This window comes from Natrialba sp. INN-245, from assembly GCF_009807105.1.
Lineage (GTDB): Archaea > Halobacteriota > Halobacteria > Halobacteriales > Natrialbaceae > Natrarchaeobius > Natrarchaeobius swarupiae.
Genome location: NZ_WUBV01000026.1, coordinates 37,908 through 56,032, shown reverse-complemented (window position 1 = coordinate 56,032; position 18,125 = coordinate 37,908). Strand labels below are relative to the sequence as shown.

Below are 18,125 nucleotides of genomic sequence, written 5' to 3'. Positions count from 1 at the left end.
GTACGGGCGGGCGACCAGAGCCGGTGATGTTCGACCAGCCAGGAAACCGACCGCGTTCGATCGTCGACGGCCGTCCATCACGAGCGTGACCACGATGGGGCACAGAGCACTCGTCGCCTACCGGCGCCCGGACCGTCTGTACGACGTTCGTTACAGCCACTGGGGCGGCGAGGACCTCTCGCTGGCCGATCGAATCACCGAATCGACGCCGCTCGCGGAGGGGGTCGTCGACGCCACCGTCCTCGCAGGTTCCATCGCGCGCGATCGGATTCTCGTGGATCTCCTCGATCCCTGCGTCCACGAAGCGCTCTACCTCGTCTCGCCCGACGACGACTACACCGTCGACGTCTACCGCGTCTGCTGGCTCGAGTGGGGAGACGGTCGCGACGACGGCCGCGGTGCGATCGTCCGGGCGGACCCGGCCCGCGACGGGGAGATCAGAGCCTGGTTTCGCGCGGTCAAGACGACGCTGGGCGATGCGATCGAGATGGGCGCGCTCTCCCGCCGAGCGGCACAGGCCTACCTCGAGTCCCGGATCTGTGAGGACGAGGACGGAATCGTCTACACGTTCGGAAACGGCCAGCAACACGGCGAAAGCCTCCCATACACGCCGCGGCCGGACGTCTGGCTCGCGGAAGACGGTCGCCGGGAGGACGCCACCGGCCGAACCGATGACGATCGGGACCGCGACCGAGACGGGGACGAGAATCGAGAGTGACCGACGTGTGGCGGACGAACCGGGTTACTCGTTCCAGCGGGCGTCCGCAAGCGTCCGCTGGACGACCTCGTTTCCGACGGCCTCCGCGAGCGTCTCGAAGCCGACTCGTTCGCCCCGGTCGGTCGCGTTCGCGACCAGTCGCGAGACGATGAACTCGGGCGTCGACCGACCCACCGTGTCGAACCGCGGCTGGTAGTCGACGAGCAACTCGAGGTCGGGGTTCAACCCCTCCGCGAAGATACCGTCGACGCGTGCCTCCGGCGGCAACGGTTCGAGGTCGTCCGCGAGGTGGGTGACGAACACGCCGAGGGCGTCCCGATCGACGGTCAACGTCACGAGTCCGTGGAGCAGGTCGGCCGCGCTCCCCGGTTCGGTGATCGCCTCGAACTCGTCGACGAGCATCAGCGTCCGGCCGTCGGAGGAAAGCGGCGGCACGACCGAACGCAGCGTCGACTCGAGGACGCCCGCGTTGAAACTCGCGTGGCGACGGTGAAAGACCAGCGAGTCGACCGGCGTCACCTCGGCCCGCTCTGCGGGAACCGGCAGTCCCATCGTCGCCAGCAAGACGACCTGACACAGGGTCTCGAGCAGCGTCGTCTTCCCGCCGCTGTTCGCCCCCGTGAGGACGGCGACGCGCTCGCGGCCGGGGACACCGGGGCCGTCCTCGTCTTCGGAACCGGGTTCGAGGCCACCGGGAACGTCCGTGACGTCGTGATCGCCCAGCGCGTACGTGATCGGCTGGACGTCCTCCGCGTCACGCGTCGAAAGCGAGAGGTTTCGCGCCTCGACCACCGAGACGGCGGCCTCCTCGCCGTCGACGAACGTCGGACGCGTACAGTCGTAGGCGAGGGCGAACCGGGCGAGCGAGAGGTGGAGCGCGATCTCGTCGACCGCCTCGACGGCCCGATCGACGGTCTCGCGTGACTCCTCGAGGGCTGCCTCGAGTTCGGCGGCGACGGTCTCTTCGCGCTCGTCGATCGCCGCGGTGAGATCGCTCCGGAGCGTCCGTAAGGTGGCCCCGACGAAATCGGTCGCGTCCGTGGCATCGGTCGCCATCGCATCACGCACCCGGTCGATCGTCACGTTCGTCTCGTCGAGGAGGTGGTCCTCGAAGGCCTCGCGGAACTGGTCAACGTCGCGGACGCCGCCGGACCGAAGCTCCTCGATCAACTCCAGTGCGTTGGCGTCCATATCCTCGACGGCACCGAGCGCGTCCCGGAGTCGATCGAGTTCTCCGTCGGCCCCGCTGGCGACGCGCCCGCGATTGCCCTCGAGCGCCGCGAGCGCCTCGGCTGCCTCCTCGAGTCGGTCCCGTTCGAGGTCGGCGATCGCTGCGAACGGACCGGAGTCGACGCCCGCCTCGAGCAGTGCGATCGCCGCCTCGACGGCAGCCAGTTCGCTCCCGTCGCGCTCGTCGTAGCGGTCGTACGCCGACAGGACCGATTCCCGGTCGTCGTCGGGGAGGTCGCGCCAGGCGTCCCGCGCCGCGAGGACGTCCTCGAGCCGTCGCTCCATCTCGTCCCGACTGACGAGCGGTGTGAGAACCCGAATCCGATCGGCCGCACGCTGTGTAACCGCGTGTTCGACCGCGAGATCGAGTAGTTCCTTGTACGCCGAGCGCGCGTCGCTCGTCGCCAGCGCCTCCATGCCGTCGCCGCCGGTCGCCCGACGCAGGATGCGGGTCGCCCGCCCGCGAGCCAGTCCAGCGTCTGCGAGCGCTCGAACGTCGCCGCTCTCGATCGCCCGGATCGCCCGCTCACGGCCGAGTTCCTCGACCAGCGTCTCCCGCGTCTTCGGGCCGACACCCCAGTACTCCTCGAGTCGCATACCCGAGGTGTTCGAGCCGATACTCTTGAACGCTGTGTCACGTCGTCCGGCTGGCGCGTGTCCGAACCGCCGCCCGGAGTGGAAGTATGCACAAACGTGGATATTACTTAGGCTCGAGGACAGGATTGGAGGCACAAACACGGGGATTTTTATCCGCGCGCCACCCTACTGACGCCTATGACTGATGGGCGGGGCGAAACTCCCCGGCGAACAGGAATGACCGAGAAGTGCGGCGTCGTCGGCGTCTCACTGGCCGGTCGCGACGCGGCACGACCGTTGTACTACGCGCTCTATGCACTCCAGCATCGCGGCCAGGAGTCGGCCGGGATCGTCACCCATGACGGCTTCCAGCAACACAGCCACGTCGACATGGGGCTGGTCGGCGAGGTTTTCGACGAGGATGACCTCAATGTCCTCAACGGATCGACGGGAATCGGTCACGTCCGCTACCCGACCGCGGGCTCGGTCGACTCCTCCTGTGCACAGCCCTTCTCCGTCTCGTTCAAGAGCGGCTCGCTCGGGCTCTCACACAACGGCAACCTCGTCAACGCCGACGAGATCCGCGAGGAACTCGCCGCCGTCGGCCACGCCTTTACCAGCGACGGCGACACTGAGGTCATCGCACACGACCTCGCGCGCAACCTGCTAGAGGAAGATCTCGTACGCGCGGTCAAGCGAACGATGAACCGCATCCACGGATCCTACGCGCTGACGATCAGCCACGACGACACCGTCCTCGGCGTCCGCGACCCGAAAGGCAACCGACCGCTCTGTATCGGGAAACTCGAGGACGGCTACATCCTCGCCTCGGAATCTGCGGCGATCGACACCCTGGACGGGGAACTCGTCCGCGACGTGCGTCCGGGTGAGCTGGTCGTTCTCGAGGAAGACGGGCAGGGTTTCGACTCGTACCAGTTAATCGATGCCGAAAACACGGCTCACTGCTTTTTCGAGCACGTCTACTTCGCCCGGCCGGACAGCGTCATCGACGACACGCTGGTCTACGAGGCACGGCGCAACCTCGGGCGCAAGCTCTGGGAGGAAAGCGGCGTCGAGACCGACGTCGTGATGCCCGTTCCCGACTCGGGACGTGCGTTCGCCTCCGGCTACGCCGACGCCGCCGCCGAGACGACCGCCGACGGCGAACCCCGAGCGGACGGCGACAACGGCGTCGAGTTCGCCGAGGGGCTGATGAAAAACCGCTACGTCGGCCGGACGTTCATCATGCCGACCCAGGGCGAACGCGAACGCGCGGTCCGCCTGAAACTCAACCCGATCAAATCGACGATCGAAGGGAAGACCGTCACCGTCATCGACGACAGCATCGTCCGCGGGACGACCTCGACACAACTCGTCACGCTGCTCAAAGACTGTGGCGCTGAGGAGGTCCACGTCCGCATCGGTGCGCCCGAAATCGTCGCCCCGTGTTACATGGGCATCGATATGGCCACCCGCGAGGAACTGATCGCCGCCGACAAGACCGTCGCCGAAATCAGGGACGTGATCGACGCCGACAGCCTCGCGTACCTCTCGACGGACGCCGTCGCCGAGGTCCTCGGAAACGACCGGATCGACCTCTGTCTGGGCTGTGTGACCGGCGAGTACCCCTACGACATCGACGGCGAGGAGACCGATCGAGACGTCAGTCGCCCCGATCTCGGCGGGCAGACGATTCTCGCCGACGACTGATCGAAACTCGTGTGCGGATTGTCGTCCGTCTCGCTCGTCGAACGGACGCCGGTTCGTTGCGCAACCGATTCCGACCTGGAACGGTGTGGATGCCGGAAGTTAAGTAACAGGCACACCGACGGATAGCTATGAGTCTGGGACAGCGTGTCTCGAGCGACCATCAACTCGCACGGCTCCTCCAGATCGGGGTCGTCCTAGAGGAGGTCGTCGAGTCACGCGCCGCCCACCACCTCGAATCCCTCCCAGCCGAAAAGCGGGACGCGGTCGACGAGGAGGTGCGGGAGTTGCTCGTCGAGGCCAACGAGGAGTCGGCCGACCACCGCGAGCGACTCGAGGCGCTGATCGACGACCTCGACGCCGAAACCGTCGCCTACGAGGAGATCAACGCATTAGTCGACGCACAGTACGGCCCGCCCGAGGACACCGACGGCGTCCTCTACGACCAGCTGTGCAACGAGGAGACGGCGTACAAGTTCTACGACGACCTGATCGACGCAGTCGAGGCCTCTGATACCGAGTTCGCCCTCGACCGCGACCGGTTGCTCGAGACGCTGTACGACATTCGCGAGGAAGAAAAGGACGGAGCCGAAGAAGTGACCGAGATCATGGAGCACCGGGCATGATCGGGGGACAGACCGGGACGAACACCGACACTGACGGAGGGACGCGATGAACACTGCAGATCAGTATCTCAAGGCGATCTACCTCGCACAGCGCATGGAAGAGGGACCCGCGTCGACCGGAACGCTCGCGGACATACTCGACGTCAGCCCGGCGAGCGTCAACGAGATGATCGGCAAACTCGAGGGTCGCGGTCTCGTCGAGCACGAAAAGTACAAGGGAGCGAGTCTGACGGACGACGGACTCCAGCGGGCACACGAGGCGTTGCAGACGTACTGCATCATCGAACGGTTCCTCGTAAACGTCCTCGAAGTCGAGGAGTTTCGCGCAGAAGCCCACGCGCTCGAGAGCGTCATCGACGACACCGTCGCCAACCGCCTCGACACCATTATCGACCGCCCTGAGGAGTGTCCGGACTGTTTCGACCCCGAACACGACTGCTGTATCCACCTCGAGGCCTGCGGTCCCGTGAACTGATACGGATAGCGGTCCGTTCGATACCGTCAGACGTCGTCACTCTTCTCTGGCCACTCGCCGATCGCCGAACCGGACGTACCGCCAGCCGACGAGCGCCGCAACGGCGAGGACGGCGACAGCGGAGAGGCTCATCCCGGTCGGGACTCTCCACGCGTCCTCATTCCAGTCGCCATCGAAGACCGCCACGTAGTACTCCGCGGCCGACTCACCGTGGAGGACGAGTAACACCTCACGGTTGTTCTCGAAGGCGTTCTCGTTCCAGTTTGCACTTCCGACGACGGCCGCCTCGCGGTCGACGATCACGCCTTTCGCGTGGATCTTCTCGAACCGGTCGGTTCGGTCGACAACCGTCGCCTGGAGCGCCAGTTCTTCGTCGGCCGCAATCGCTTCGAGATCGTTCGCCAGCGCCGCGTTCTCGTCCTCGTGGTACCAGGTCGAATCGAGGAGGATTCGAACGTCGACACCGCGGCGGGCGGCGTCGAGCGTCGCCTCGAGAACGGACGCGTCGGCGGCGATGCTCGCCTGTTTGATCAGTATCTCGTCGTCGGCGTCGGCGATCAGCGCCTCGAGGCGATCCGCCGCGTTGTCCGGAGCGACGAGCAGTTCGACCGACTCGACGGGAACGGTTTCGGCGTCGTGGTTCGTCTCGAACGCGGTTTCCGGGTCATCTCCGCTCCCGTCGTCCTCGACGAACGTCGCGGTCGATCGGAACTGCTCGCCCGAGCGGGTATCCCACCCCTCGTAGTCGGCCCGAAACGTCGCCACGAGCGCGTCGGCGATCTCGTCGTCCTCGAGACGGACGCCCCACCCGCGGCTCGCCTTGCCTCCCGTTCCTGAGGGTTTCCAGTTCTCACTGGTCACCAGCACGTGATCGTCGGCGACCGCGTACTTCGGGTGATGAAACCGGTAGCGAGCCCCCTCGCCGCCGATCGCGCGGACGTCGACGCCGCCCTCCTCCAACGACTCGAGGAGCGGTTCGGTTGCGGCAGGCGTCCCGCCGACGGGTCCGGCCTCGAGAAGCACGGCGACGTCGACGCCCCGCGCCGACGCGTCGACGAGCGCGTCGGCGACCTCGACCGACGTGATGGTGTACCCCGCGAGCACGAGCCGATCGTCGGCCGAACGGATCGTCTCGAGGGGAACGTCGGGCGAATCCGGGAGGACGAAGGTCGTCGCCGCCGTCGGTTCGGCGCGAACGACGGGAAAGCAGGTGCCATCGCGGGGATGCCAACGACCCTCCGCCCGGTCAGCTTCGCTGCCGCCGTCAGTACGATACCAGCGTTCGGCGATCGGCGCGTCCTCGTAGGCCACCGCGTCGACCGCCTCCGTCCCGTTTCGCAGTTCGAGTTCGTCGCCGTCGACAGCGAGCCGGACCGTCCCCTCGAGTTCGAGAACCCGGTGGTCGGTCAGTTCAGCGGTGGTTGCGGGATCGGTACTGAACGCAACCCGGCCGTCGATCGTCTCGTTCGGAATCGTTGCCGTCGTGTGACCGTCCGTCACCGTCCAGTTCTCGAGGCGAGTCTCTCTTTGCACCTCGAGGACGAGGTACTCCCCGGCGTTGCCGTGGGTCGTCGGGTTGGGATAGAGTTCGACGATACGCGGCTCGCGGTCGTCGCGGTCGCCCTCGGCCGATGTCGGCGGCTCGTCGCCGGCACTGGATAGTGGCGGCGGTGCACACTCGAGTCCGTTCACGGTTTCGTCCTCGAAATCCGACTGGTGAGCAGTCACCCCGTGTTCGGTTCCGGCGAACGTGTTCGCAGACCCGGCGATCAGGAGCACCGACGTAGCGAGGACAACACAGAGGACGATCCGTCGCGAGGCCATCACCCCGTCTGGCCGCCCGATGGTACCTAAAGGTCAGGTCGAACGGTTCCGCAAGCCGCCGGTCAGGCAGCCGGCTCGAGGTCGGCTCGTTCGGCTTCCGCCTGGACGAGATACGCACGGTCGTCGGCGTACTCCGCGACGACCTCGAGAGCCTCTCGGGTCCCGATCCGGTTGAGCGCCCACGCGGCGCTGGCCCGGACGCGATCTTCCCCGTCCTCGGCGAGTACGTCCCCAAGCGGGTCGATCGCGCGGGTGTCACCGATCAGACCGAGGGCGCGAGCGGCCCAGCTTCGGACGTCCGGGTTCTCCTCTGCGAGCTGGTTCGCGATCGGCTGGACGGCCTCCTCGGCTCCGATCTCACCCAGCGCGCGAAACGCCGGCTTCTGGAGGTCTGGGTTGCTGTCGACGTAATCGAGGAGCGTGTCGACGACGTCGTCGTCTGCGACGCCAATCTTCCCGAGGATACGCATTGCGGCCTGATTGCGCCGGTTGGCCTGGGCGAGCATCGGCTCCATGGCCTCCTTCGGCCCCATCCGCTCTAGGGCCTCGAGACAGTGTTCCTCCATGAAATCCGAGTCGAGGCTGTCGTAGACGAGGAGGATGTAGTCGACGTTACCGCGTTTCTCGTGGACCTTGAGCGCGTGCCACTCCGGCGGGAAGTCCTTGACGTGGTCGAGGACGTCGTAGAAGCCTTCGCGGCGCAGTTGTTCGCGCACCTCGAGGTCGGACCACTCGGTCGCGTCGTCGACGTCCGACTCGAACTCGTCTGTCGCCTCGAGCAGTCCGGCGATCGTCTCCGCGTCGTCGTCGGGGTCGAGGTCGGCGTCCTCGACGGCCGCGGTCGCCTCCTCGAGTGCGTCCGCGAGTCCCTCGGGAACGGTGCTCTCCTCCTCGCCACCCTCGCCGAGTTCGGCGCCGCTTGCAGGTTCGAGATCGGTCGGGATCGAGACGTCGCTGCCGAGCAGATCGTCGACGTCCGCGAGGAAGGAATCGACGGCCGCGATCAGTTCCTCGTCGCCCTCGATCGTCCAGCGGGTGCCCGTGATCGTCCCGCCCACGCCGTCGATCTCGCTCACGACGTCCTCGGCGTAGGGGCCGCGCTGGTCTTCGAGGTCGTCCTCGAGATCCGAGAGGTCGGACTCGATCTCGTCGTAGCGGTCCTGTAGCTCCTCCTCTCGAGTGGGTTCGTCGTCCTCGTCGTCCTCGTCCTCTTCTGTCTCGGGCGGATCGGGAATCTCGATTTCCTCGAGATCGTCACGGAACGCCTCGAGATCAGCTTCGACGACGTCGAGGTCGTCTTCCGTCTCGGCCGCCTCGAGGTCCTCGTCGAGCTCCGCGAGGTCGCCCTCGAACGCCTCGAGATCGTCCTCGATGGCGTCGAGATCGGGGGCCGACGCATCCGTCTCGGCTTCCTCGCTTGCGTCGTCTTCGGCTTCGGGGTCGTCACTCATGTACACACCCACCTCGAGAGACGACGCTCACGCGTGACAGCGTTCATACGCTACGGTCGTGTCAGGATCGCCCTAAGCGTTTCCATGCGCGTCGGCGTTCGGCGGCGCGGAACTCTCACGCCAGTAGAACACCGGACCGAAGACCATGTACGCGATACCGAGGATCAAGAGCGCGAAGGGAAACGACCGGTTGGCAAAGCCCGGGACGAGAATGGCGAGGACGTGGACGACGCCCATGATCCCCGCGTCTCGAGCGAGCAGATCCGGATACTGGATCCGCGAGACCATCAGGTAACAGAACGCGCCCGTGATCGCGAGGACGAGCCACGGGCCGGCGACCTTCGCGAGGATCGCCGCACCCAGGATCGTCGCCGCCAGCGTCGTCTGGATGCCCTCCGTGTAATCGCCCGAAACGTCGTAGGCGGTGTACATCCCCAGTCGGGTAACCGCCGTGGCAACGAACAGCGTACAGACCGCGAGGACGAGCGCCAACTCAACCGTCATCGAGTCGAATCCGATGCCGAGGCCGTCAGTGACGACGACGAACGCGAGCGCCGCAGGCGCGACGGCGAAGGAGGCGACGTCGGCCAGCGAGTCGAGGTAGGGGCCAGCCTCGGTACCGCCGTACCGGCGGGCGAGGATGCCGTCTAACCCGTCGGCGACCGCAGCCAGCAGGATGAGTCGGGCGGCGAGGTCGATGTCGACGAAGGCGACGACGACCGCGACGAACCCCAGGGCGGCGTTGGCAATCGTCACTGCGTCGGCGACTCCCAATCTGCCGACGAACCGCGGAAGCATGTTCGCCGATTCGGCGGGCGGATACCTTACGTGTTTTCGTTTCGCCATGGACAGGCGAGCAAAATCGCCAGCCGGCTCGCTCGAGCCTGCACGGTTCCAGTGACGCGAGAACGAACCGGGGTGGTTATATGCAGACTCTCCTAACCGGCGAGTATGAACCGGCGCGCCTACCTCGCGTCCGTCGGAACCGTCGCCTCTGTTGGGCTCGCGGGTTGTTCCTCCGTTCTCGGCGTCTTCGAGGACGACCCCTGTGGTGGCGACGGCTGCGACATCGGGATGACGCGCAACGAGTTCGTCCCCGAGGAGTACGAGGTCCGCGTCGGCGAGACCGTCGTCTGGAAGAACACGAGCGGCGCAGACCACACCGTGACGGCCCTCGAGAACACCCTCCCCGAGGGCGCGGCGTACTTCGCGACCGGCGACTACGAGGACGAACGGACGGCTCGAGACGCCTGGCACGAGTACCGCGGCGGCCGGCTCGGCACTCGCGAGACCTACGAGCACACGTTCGAGGTTCCGGGAACGTACGACTACATCTGCGAACCCCACATCCGGGGCGGCATGGTGGGGACGATTATCGTGACCGAGTGATCCGCCGACTACGCTCGCTCGAGCGCGTCATAGTGACGATTCATCGGTCGATACGTACAGGTTGACGAGGTCTCGCAATAGAGTATGACCCATACGTCAATTGGTAAAACAGCGTGCAACATCCAGAGGATGTATCCAGCACGGGAGCACGGTTTATTTCACACGTTCAGGTTGGGGTCACTCATTACATTCGATTGTTATGGCACGGATAGAACCCATATTCCAAACATATCCTGATTGAACAAAGCTCTTCTTCGAACGCGCTTGAATAATCTCATTTGAGTAAGGCTGTCTGCTTCTGAGCCGTCGCTGACCAATTATTACTTGGTTAATTGACTCGACTTATGTGATCTCAAACCGAACATTTGAATCTCATGGGGCGGAGCGTTTCATCGAACGACGGAGGATTGCCTGGGACGATTGGCTGGTGGCTTTTCGCGCTCGCTCTTGTTCTCGTCCTCGTTGTGGCGTTACACACCTACCTCGGGTGGATTGTGTTGGGGCTCTTCCTATACTCAGTCGATCACATTGGTTTGAGTGAAAGTGTCTGCTTGTAGAAGATGTGCAACCAACACAAGCAGACAGCGAGATAGAAGAAGAGCACCTGCTTAATTTTGTCGTCAACAGCCTCGGTGATGACCTTCCAATTGACCTCGGAGAGAACGTCGAGGTAACGACGGAGACGTTGTACGAGGTCCCGCCGGCGCTGGCGCCGGCGGGACCTCGATCAATCACGTCTGTGAGACGACCGAGGACTCGCCACACGCCAATACCGTTCGAGGACACCTTACCGATCAGTTTGATCTTGAGACCGTCGAGACGGTCGGAAACACACTACTTCAACGGGATGTCCTTGAGACGCTCCCAGATCGACCGGTGGAGGTCGTCGCCGACCTCCACCTCGATCCCTACTACGGTAAGGAGGACGAGACAGAGGCGTTGTACTTCTCGCAGGCGAAACGAGGTACCACTGCGTTCCATGCTTACGTCACGCTGTATGCGCGGGTGCGCAACAAGCGGTACACGCTGGCGGTTCGCCAGCTGGTCGCTGGCGAAACCACCAGCGATGCCCTCGGTGAGTTCCTCGAACTCCTCGACGGCCTTGACCTGCGCGTCAAGGCCGTCTATCTCGATCGCGGATTCTACAACAGCACTTGCCTCGAACTACTGTACACGCACAACTACGCCTACGTCATGCCGATCGTCAAGTGGGGCGAGACGATTCAAGACGAACTCAGCAGCGGCTGGAGTCGCGTGATCGAACACGAACTCGCTGGGCGGGTAACGTTCCCTGTGTTCATCGACTGTGTCTACCAGCGAGGACGATACGACGAGCACGGGGTGGCGCGTCACGGCTACGCCGCTGACGCGCCGTTCATCGACACACCACGGGATGCACGGGAACACTATAGCAAGCGCTTCGGCATTGAATCGAGCTACCGGTTAGGCAACCAGAGCCTCGCTCTCACCAGTTCTCGGGACGCCGGGCTCCGGCTGTTGCTGTTCGTCGTGAGTCTGTTGCTGCAGAACGTCTGGCGGTATCTCCACTGGATGTACGTGGCGGCGCCCCGCCGTGGGGGGCGCCGCCTCTGGGAGTGGTCGTTCATGGAGTTCTGTGAGATGGTGGTTCGTGCTGCCTGGACAGCTCTTGGCGTACGCAGAGCTGTCCCAGCAAATCAACCACTCGACGACCGGTTCTTCCGGTAGCTGTCCCTGAGTTGGGGCAGCGGTCGTGAGTGGCGACACTGTCGCGTCGGCGGCGATTCGCCGCCGACAGCGACTCTCCAGTGCCGAAACTTACCGCCGCCATCTCTTCGAGACGGGCCGAGCACAGTTCAAGCAGATTCAGCGCCTACTGAACGAGATAGTGCGGCTGTCGATGTGATCGACTGATACTACGTCGTCCGGCCAGTTGCCAGACGCCTTCAACAGCAGGGTGTTTCACCGGGGCTCTCTACTCTCCTTTCATTTGGTCTCATTATATTACCCTTCATCGCAGTTCTGGGGGTGTTCGTTGTTTTACTATTCGCAGAACTTGCAGCGATAGAGGCGACGGACGTCGAGGGTCTGTTAGAAAGGCTATTCCCAGGGCTTGCAATAGATACCCTCCCCACAAGTGAGGCTGAACTATATACGTTCGTTGATGTCCTGCGAAGCGATCCAACCCTGGCCACGGTTGCTCCGCTGGTGAGCGGGTTCGTCGGGACGTTCACTGTGCAAGCGTTCAACGCGTTGATCACATTCATCTTCGCGTTTTTCCTGGTTCGAGACGAGCAGAGAATCGCTTCCTGGTTCCGATCCACCATCCTAGAGAGAGTCGAACGTGTACGATTATTTAAAAACAGTTGACCGGGGGCTCGCTTCGGTCTATTTCGGATATACGCTCACCATTATCGTGATCAGTATTGTGGCCGTAATCATCTACAACGTGTTGAATCTCGTTGCACCGCCAGGTCTCGCAATCCCCCATGCGATACTTCTCGGTTTTATCACTGGGCTGATTTCAGTGATTCCACTCCTCGGTCGGAATCTGTTGTATTGGGCGATTGTTCTCTACCTCACGATCGTAGCATACCAGACAAATTTGACATCTCTTTGGTTCCCGATAGTGTTTTACGTTGTGATGGGGGTCATCTTCGACAACGTCATCCGGACGTATGTCCGACCCTTCCTTTCCGGACGTCTCTTTCATACGGGGTTCGTCATGTTCGCGTATCTCCTGGGACCGGCAATTTTTGGGTGGTATGGGATATTCCTCGGCCCGTTGATCATGGTTGTCACCATTCAGTTTCTACGAGTTCAATTACCGAAAATCCTCCCTGATTGAAGGGAGTGATCACGTTCCAGTACGGAACGTAGCGGTTTCCGTAAACGGTGACGGAACCATCCGTCTCTGCGATCTGGAGTAAGGCTATTCCGGTGGGGAAACACCCTCCGTTTTACCCAGATCTAAAAAGCAACGCGAGTTCCCCGCCCTTCCGAAAACCTGCGGTTTTCGGCTTTCGCAAACCTTCGATTTGCGTCAACACCGTGGGCGGGGGTGAAGCGCGTCACTTCGACGCGCGTTCTGTCTCTACTGCCCACACTCAGGAGTTGCTGTCGTGTGGGATTCGTGCTCTGTGTTCATCACGACTCTTCGAGGGGGTACGTTGATCGACAGGAACCTCAGCGATCAATAAGCAGACCTACGTATCGGCCGGTTCGATCAATATATATTGAAGCAAACATTCACAGAATTTTCGATGACACCTCCCCGGTCAACTACCTCGAGTGACTCCTCTCGACGCCGACCGCGTTGTGAATCGCGCTTCACAGAACGACTATTGAACGGCCGCGAGTAGCCGCTTTCGTGAACGCAACGATAATCGGCTCCCAGATGGGGGACGAAGGCAAGGGCAGTATCGTCGATCTCTTCGGCGACGGCGCTGACGTCGTCGTCCGGTATCAGGGCGGGGACAATGCGGGTCACACCGTCACCGAGAACGGGACGGAGTACGCGCTTCGATTGCTCCCCAGCGGCGTCGTCCGCGGGAAGACAGGCGTGCTCGGCAACGGCTGTGTCGTGACCCTCGAGACGCTGTTCGACGAGATCGACACGCTACGAGAACGCGGTCTCGAGCCCGACGTTCGCGTCTCGAGTCGGGCCCACGTCGTCCTGCCGTATCACCGAGTTCTGGACCAGCTGTCGGAGACCGAGAGAAGCGAGACGACCGACGCAGTCGGCACGACCGGCAACGGCATCGGCCCCGCCTACGAGGACAAGGCGAGTCGCTGCGGGATTCGGATCGCGGACCTACTTGCGCCCGAGGTCCTCCGGGAACGCCTCGAGTACGCAGTGGGCCGGAAGCGCCGACTCGCGGACGAACTGTCGGCGTCCGACCCGGGGAACGCCTTCGACGTGGACCACCTGTTCGAGACGCTCCGGGAGTACGGCAGGCGACTCGAGGCGGAAGGGATAATCGTCGACGCCGGCGAGTTCCTCACCAAGCGCTCGCGGGAGGGAGAGACGATCCTCTTCGAGAGCGCCCAGGGAACACAGATCGACGTCGACCACGGCACGTACCCGTTCGTCACCTCGTCGAACCCGACCGCGGGCGGGGCCATCGTCGGCACCGGTGTGAGCCCGTCGGTCGTCGCCGACGGCCACGTGATCGGCGTCGTGAAATCCTTCCTCACTCGAGTCGGAAACGGACCCCTGCCGACCGAGTTCGAGGAGGACGTCGCGGCCGACTTTCGAGAGACAGTGGGCGGGTTCGGCACCGTCACCGGCCGCCCGCGCCGAATCGGCTGGCTCGACCTCCCGATGCTCCGCGCGTCGGCGCGCGTGAACGGATTCACCGGCATCGCAATCAACCACGTCGACGCCCTCGCCGGACTCGAGGAGCTTCGCGTCTGCACGGGCTACGAACTCGAGGGCGAACCCCTTCGAACGCCGCCATCGACCGTCGAGGCGTGGAACCGGTGTACGCCCCGGTACGAGCACCTCGAGACGTGGTCCGACCGCGACTGGCGCGCAGTCGCCGACGAGGGGTACGACGCACTGCCGGAAGCCGTGCGGGACTTCGTCGAGTTCGTGAGCGCCGACCTCGAGTGTCCGGTGTTCGCGGTGGGCGTCGGCCCGGACCGCGAGGAGACGATCGTGCTCCGGAGTCCGTTCGACCCGACAGATCGGGGACGGATCGATCGAGACACCGGCCGCGACCACCCGGTTTCATCGTAACCGAGACGATATGTTCGATCGGAACGAACGACGCACTCGAGCGAGCACCGCAGAGTCACGACCGCTCCCCCGCCCACCGACGGCCGAAATCGACCGATGACGGACGACCCACTCGATACGGACGCCGCGTTCTCGCTTCTGGCCGACGAGACCCGCGTCCGCATCCTCGAGGAGTTGGGCGCGGCGACCGCCTCGCCGGAGACGGGCATCCCCCGGCTCTCCTACGCCGACCTCAAATCCCGCGTCGACGTTCGGGACTCCGGACGATTCAACTACCACCTGACGAAGCTGGTGGGTAACTACGTCGCAAAAGAGGACGAAGGGTACCGGCTCCGGTGGCCCGGCCTGGTGCTCTATCGGACGCTCGTCGCCGGGCACCTCACCGACGAGGCGGAGCCGGCCGTCGACCGCTTTGCGGTCGGTACCGACTGCCACCGCTGTGGCGACTCGCTCGAGGCTCACTCCTACGAGACGCTCTTTCGAATCCGGTGTCGCGCCTGCGATGCAACGTACACCGACGTCTACGTCCCGACCCACGGACTCGTCGACCGCGACCGGAGTGGGATTCTCGCGGCCGTCCACCGGCGAAGCCGGACGATACTCGACTCGATGGTCTCCGGTCAGTGTCCGTGGTGTGCACGTGACGTTACCCCCGAGATCCACGAGCACGACGGCTCGCTGCCGTCGCTCCACGACGCTCGAGACCTCGATCCGTACGCCGTCTACCACTGCACCGACTGTACCGGCTTCCAGTACGTTCCGGTCTCACGATGCCTGCTCTACCACCCCGCGACCGTCGCCTTCTATCACGACCACGGGCTAGACCTCACCGAAATCCCGGCGTGGGAACTGCCGTGGGCCGTAACCGACGACGCGACAACCGTCCTCGCATCCGACCCCTGGCGGTTTCGCGTCCGAATCGAACTCGAGGACGAGGCGTTCGTCGCCGAGCTAAACGACGAACTCGAGGTCGTGGATACGACTCGAGAGCTCATCGACGATATCAGTGTGTGAAGTGTGGTCTCGACACGGTCATTCCGCGTTCTCGAAGAGATCCTCGATAAAACGAAATCCGTCGACGAAGGTGACGGAATCCCCGTACCCCTCACTGGCGAGCACCGCATTCGCCCCTTCGCCGGCGGCGATATCTGTGGTATAGATGTATGCTCGAGAAGCGTTGCCGGTGGCGAGCGCCTGTGCAGCGACGCCAGCCAACGCCGAATCCGCACGCTCGACCTCGTCGACGGGACGGTCGTCGGCACTGGCGATATACCGCCGAACGCCGTCCATCGTGCGCGAGACTAGCGGATTCGCGTAGTCGAGCGGGTCGGCCCGTGGCCCATCCGCTGTCGATTGCAACGTCGATCGGCGGCTGCTTGGCAGTTTGGTCGACGGTCAACTCCTCGTATACCCGCTCCGGAAGAACGAAGGTGACGTCGTTTCGGCGGGCAAACGTCCGGACTCGTCGATAGCGGTCGTTCGAGGGAGATCCCATCGCGGCGAAGACACCAGTATCCGCGACGTGAATCGCACTCACGCTTCGTCGCTGTCGCCACTCGAACGTTCCGCCTCGAGAACGTCGGAAAGCGATACACCCGACTTCTCGATCTCGAGGTGGTCGTGAACGACTGGACGGAGGGCCTGGAGGATGATCTCTGCCTCGAGCGGAGACATCTCGAGATCGCGGGCCATCAGCCGGTGTGTCGTCTCACCTTGTTCACGCCCAACCGCGTACGAGAGCGCCGTCCCAAGTCCGCCGATCCCGTGGCGCTCCAGATACGCATCGATATCCTCGTTCGATGCTCGTCGCCCAACGGCGTCGATCAGCGCTGGTGTAATCGTGTACTCCTGATCGCTTGCGACCGTCAGGGTGAGATCGATTTCGATCGCGGCGTACATTCGTGGTTGCTCGTCTGTCACCATTTCCAGTACGCCCGCGTCCGTGAGCCGGTTGACGTACGTGTAGGCCGACCCCTGCGGAAGGTCGAGTTCGTCCATGAGTTCTCGAACGGTTGCCTCCCCTTCGAGCCATAGATAGGTGTACAGCCGTGCTAACTGCGGCTCCTCGAGAAGATCCGCGACTGTGAGAAAGTCTTGGATCACCTCTCCAGACGCCCGATCGGATGCTTGTGACATCGAGTAGTCTGTTTACAGATTACAGACAAGATGTAATAGATGTTCGGCCAGTTTGCGATACGCGGCGAGAACCGCGCGGATCGAGCTCGAGGCTCGAGAATGTACATTGACTCGGCGCGCCACCCGTCCATTCTCGAGACAATCAGCAGTCCTGAACGTCTGATACAGCTGTCTATCCGGACAAGCGTCACGATAGACTTTTCACTACTGGAGAATACCACCTAGTTGTATGAGCGACTTCGAGCAGTTCAGTGACGTCGGCGAAGCGGATGTAACGCGCGCGATCGGCCAGGAGTGGACCGAGGAGTTCATGGACTTCTCGGATTCGGACGTCATCATCGTCGGCGGCGGCCCCTCGGGACTGACCGCCGCGAAGGAACTCGCCGAGCGCGGCGTGAAGGTGATGGTCGTCGAGAAGAACAACTACCTCGGCGGCGGCTTCTGGCTCGGCGGCTTCCTGATGAACAAAGTGACGGTGCGAGATCCCGCCCAGAAGGTTCTCGACGAACTCGACGTCTCCTACAAGGAGTCCCAGGACAGCGAGGACCTCTACGTCGCCAACGGTCCGGAGGCCTGTTCCGGACTTATCAAAGCCGCCTGTGACGCCGGCGCGAAGATGCAGAACATGACCGAGTTCACGGACATCGTCATCCGCGAGGACCACCGCGTCTCGGGAATCGTCATGAACTGGACGCCGGTCCACGCCCTCCCCAGGGAGATCACGTGCGTCGACCCGATCGCCGTCGAGGCCGACCTCGTCATCGACGCGACCGGCCACGACGCGATGGCGATTACGAAACTCGACGAGCGCGGCGTCCTCGACGCCCCCGGCATTCAGGACGCCAAAGAGCGCGGCCAGGTCATGGACCAGACCGACAGCGACACCTACGGCGCTCCCGGCCACGACTCGCCCGGTCACGACTCGATGTGGGTCGGCAAAAGCGAGGACGCCGTCGTCGAACACACCGGTCTCGTCCACGACGGCCTGATCGCGACCGGGATGGCCACCGCGACGACCTACGGCCTGCCGCGGATGGGGCCGACCTTCGGTGCCATGCTCGTCTCGGGCAAACGCGCCGCCCAGGTCGCCCTCGACGAACTCGAGGTCGACGCCCCCGAGGTCGAACTGACCTCGCGCGCCCAGCCGGCCGACGACTGATACGGATTGCCGGTCGATCGCCTGCCATTCTACGATCGACGGGGATAGACTCATAGCAATCCGGACGAAACCCCGTAGACCGAATTCACGCTCCCGACTCCGTCTTTCCTCCCG

Annotated in this window: 15 protein-coding genes and 2 pseudogenes; 11 read left to right on the top strand and 6 right to left on the bottom strand. The window is 63.6% G+C overall.

The features are described from left to right. Positions 1-94 precede the first annotated feature (94 nt). Entirely contained in the window at positions 95-718 is a 624-nt protein-coding gene (locus GRS80_RS08740) for a DUF6735 family protein (RefSeq protein WP_160047201.1), read from the top strand. Positions 719-742: 24 nt separating this feature from the next. Here the strand turns inward: GRS80_RS08740 and GRS80_RS08735 are convergent, their stop codons facing one another. Continuing rightward, a complete protein-coding gene (locus GRS80_RS08735) occupies positions 743-2,545 on the bottom strand; it encodes a DNA mismatch repair protein (protein ID WP_160047200.1) in 1,803 nt (600 codons plus the stop codon). A 216-nt stretch (positions 2,546-2,761) separates the two neighbouring features. Here GRS80_RS08735 and purF point away from each other — a divergent pair, with 216 nt between their 5' ends. The 3 genes from purF to GRS80_RS08720 all read left to right on the top strand — a co-directional run bounded on the left by purF (position 2,762) and on the right by GRS80_RS08720 (position 5,332). Continuing rightward, on the top strand, positions 2,762-4,234 hold the full coding sequence (purF, locus tag GRS80_RS08730) for an amidophosphoribosyltransferase (RefSeq protein ID WP_160047319.1): 1,473 nt from the start codon (positions 2,762-2,764) through the stop codon (positions 4,232-4,234). Positions 4,235-4,362: 128 nt separating this feature from the next. Continuing rightward, positions 4,363-4,857 (top strand): ferritin-like domain-containing protein, encoded by a 495-nt coding sequence (locus GRS80_RS08725; RefSeq protein ID WP_149082655.1) that lies wholly within the window; start codon positions 4,363-4,365, stop codon positions 4,855-4,857. Positions 4,858-4,903: 46 nt separating this feature from the next. Next, on the top strand, positions 4,904-5,332 hold the full coding sequence (locus GRS80_RS08720; protein ID WP_160047199.1) for a metal-dependent transcriptional regulator: 429 nt from the start codon (positions 4,904-4,906) through the stop codon (positions 5,330-5,332). 36 nt (positions 5,333-5,368) lie between these two features. Here GRS80_RS08720 and GRS80_RS08715 read toward each other — a convergent pair whose 3' ends face one another. The 3 genes from GRS80_RS08715 to GRS80_RS08705 form a co-directional block, all read right to left on the bottom strand. After that, positions 5,369-7,156, bottom strand: a complete 1,788-nt coding sequence (locus tag GRS80_RS08715; RefSeq protein WP_160047198.1) for a phospholipase D-like domain-containing protein — start codon at positions 7,154-7,156, stop codon at positions 5,369-5,371. Positions 7,157-7,218: 62 nt separating this feature from the next. Further along, entirely contained in the window at positions 7,219-8,607 is a 1,389-nt protein-coding gene (locus tag GRS80_RS08710) for a HEAT repeat domain-containing protein (protein ID WP_160047197.1), read from the bottom strand. 72 nt (positions 8,608-8,679) lie between these two features. Then, complete coding sequence (locus tag GRS80_RS08705; RefSeq protein ID WP_149082681.1) at positions 8,680-9,405, bottom strand: protein sorting system archaetidylserine synthase; 726 nt, start codon at positions 9,403-9,405, stop codon at positions 8,680-8,682. A gap of 153 nt (positions 9,406-9,558) precedes the next feature. Here GRS80_RS08705 and GRS80_RS08700 point away from each other — a divergent pair, with 153 nt between their 5' ends. The 6 genes and pseudogenes from GRS80_RS08700 to GRS80_RS08680 all read left to right on the top strand — a co-directional run bounded on the left by GRS80_RS08700 (position 9,559) and on the right by GRS80_RS08680 (position 15,730). After that, a complete protein-coding gene (locus GRS80_RS08700) occupies positions 9,559-9,996 on the top strand; it encodes a plastocyanin/azurin family copper-binding protein (protein ID WP_160047196.1) in 438 nt (145 codons plus the stop codon). A 562-nt stretch (positions 9,997-10,558) separates the two neighbouring features. Further along, positions 10,559-11,703, top strand: a pseudogene (locus GRS80_RS08695) (ISH3 family transposase). 300 nt (positions 11,704-12,003) lie between these two features. Next, on the top strand, positions 12,004-12,345 hold the full coding sequence (locus GRS80_RS20380; protein WP_200840354.1) for a hypothetical protein: 342 nt from the start codon (positions 12,004-12,006) through the stop codon (positions 12,343-12,345). Then, positions 12,320-12,823 (top strand): AI-2E family transporter, encoded by a 504-nt coding sequence (locus GRS80_RS08690; RefSeq protein ID WP_343161507.1) that lies wholly within the window; start codon positions 12,320-12,322, stop codon positions 12,821-12,823. The genes GRS80_RS20380 and GRS80_RS08690 overlap by 26 nt, the downstream gene beginning before the upstream one ends. Positions 12,824-13,345: 522 nt before the next feature. Then, positions 13,346-14,716, top strand: coding sequence for an adenylosuccinate synthase (locus GRS80_RS08685; protein WP_343161506.1), 1,371 nt, complete (start codon positions 13,346-13,348; stop codon positions 14,714-14,716). Positions 14,717-14,812: 96 nt separating this feature from the next. Further along, the gene (locus GRS80_RS08680) at positions 14,813-15,730 is read left to right on the top strand and encodes a helix-turn-helix domain-containing protein (RefSeq protein WP_160047195.1); all 918 of its coding nucleotides are present in this window, start codon (positions 14,813-14,815) and stop codon (positions 15,728-15,730) included. An 18-nt stretch (positions 15,731-15,748) separates the two neighbouring features. On the opposite strand, the pseudogene GRS80_RS08675 reads toward GRS80_RS08680, so the two are convergent. Continuing rightward, positions 15,749-16,253 (bottom strand): annotated as a pseudogene (locus GRS80_RS08675) (hypothetical protein). Beyond that, entirely contained in the window at positions 16,250-16,852 is a 603-nt protein-coding gene (locus GRS80_RS08670; RefSeq protein ID WP_160047194.1) for a helix-turn-helix domain-containing protein, read from the bottom strand. Before GRS80_RS08670 ends, GRS80_RS08675 begins: the two are co-directional and overlap by 4 nt. A 229-nt stretch (positions 16,853-17,081) precedes the next feature. Here GRS80_RS08670 and GRS80_RS08665 point away from each other — a divergent pair, with 229 nt between their 5' ends. Then, positions 17,082-18,011, top strand: coding sequence for a sulfide-dependent adenosine diphosphate thiazole synthase (locus tag GRS80_RS08665; RefSeq protein ID WP_160047193.1), 930 nt, complete (start codon positions 17,082-17,084; stop codon positions 18,009-18,011). The last annotated feature ends 114 nt before the right edge of the window (positions 18,012-18,125 follow it).

Coding starts and splice junctions, on each gene's coding strand:
- GRS80_RS08740 (WP_160047201.1), top strand. CDS start 95: ATGGGGCACAGAGCACTCGTCGCCTACCGGCGCCCGGACCGTCTGTAC.
- GRS80_RS08735 (WP_160047200.1), bottom strand. CDS start 2,545: ATGCGACTCGAGGAGTACTGGGGTGTCGGCCCGAAGACGCGGGAGACG.
- purF (WP_160047319.1), top strand. CDS start 2,762: ATGACCGAGAAGTGCGGCGTCGTCGGCGTCTCACTGGCCGGTCGCGAC.
- GRS80_RS08725 (WP_149082655.1), top strand. CDS start 4,363: ATGAGTCTGGGACAGCGTGTCTCGAGCGACCATCAACTCGCACGGCTC.
- GRS80_RS08720 (WP_160047199.1), top strand. CDS start 4,904: ATGAACACTGCAGATCAGTATCTCAAGGCGATCTACCTCGCACAGCGC.
- GRS80_RS08715 (WP_160047198.1), bottom strand. CDS start 7,156: ATGGCCTCGCGACGGATCGTCCTCTGTGTTGTCCTCGCTACGTCGGTG.
- GRS80_RS08710 (WP_160047197.1), bottom strand. CDS start 8,607: ATGAGTGACGACCCCGAAGCCGAAGACGACGCAAGCGAGGAAGCCGAG.
- GRS80_RS08705 (WP_149082681.1), bottom strand. CDS start 9,405: ATGCTTCCGCGGTTCGTCGGCAGATTGGGAGTCGCCGACGCAGTGACG.
- GRS80_RS08700 (WP_160047196.1), top strand. CDS start 9,559: ATGAACCGGCGCGCCTACCTCGCGTCCGTCGGAACCGTCGCCTCTGTT.
- GRS80_RS08680 (WP_160047195.1), top strand. CDS start 14,813: ATGACGGACGACCCACTCGATACGGACGCCGCGTTCTCGCTTCTGGCC.
- GRS80_RS08670 (WP_160047194.1), bottom strand. CDS start 16,852: ATGTCACAAGCATCCGATCGGGCGTCTGGAGAGGTGATCCAAGACTTT.
- GRS80_RS08665 (WP_160047193.1), top strand. CDS start 17,082: ATGAGCGACTTCGAGCAGTTCAGTGACGTCGGCGAAGCGGATGTAACG.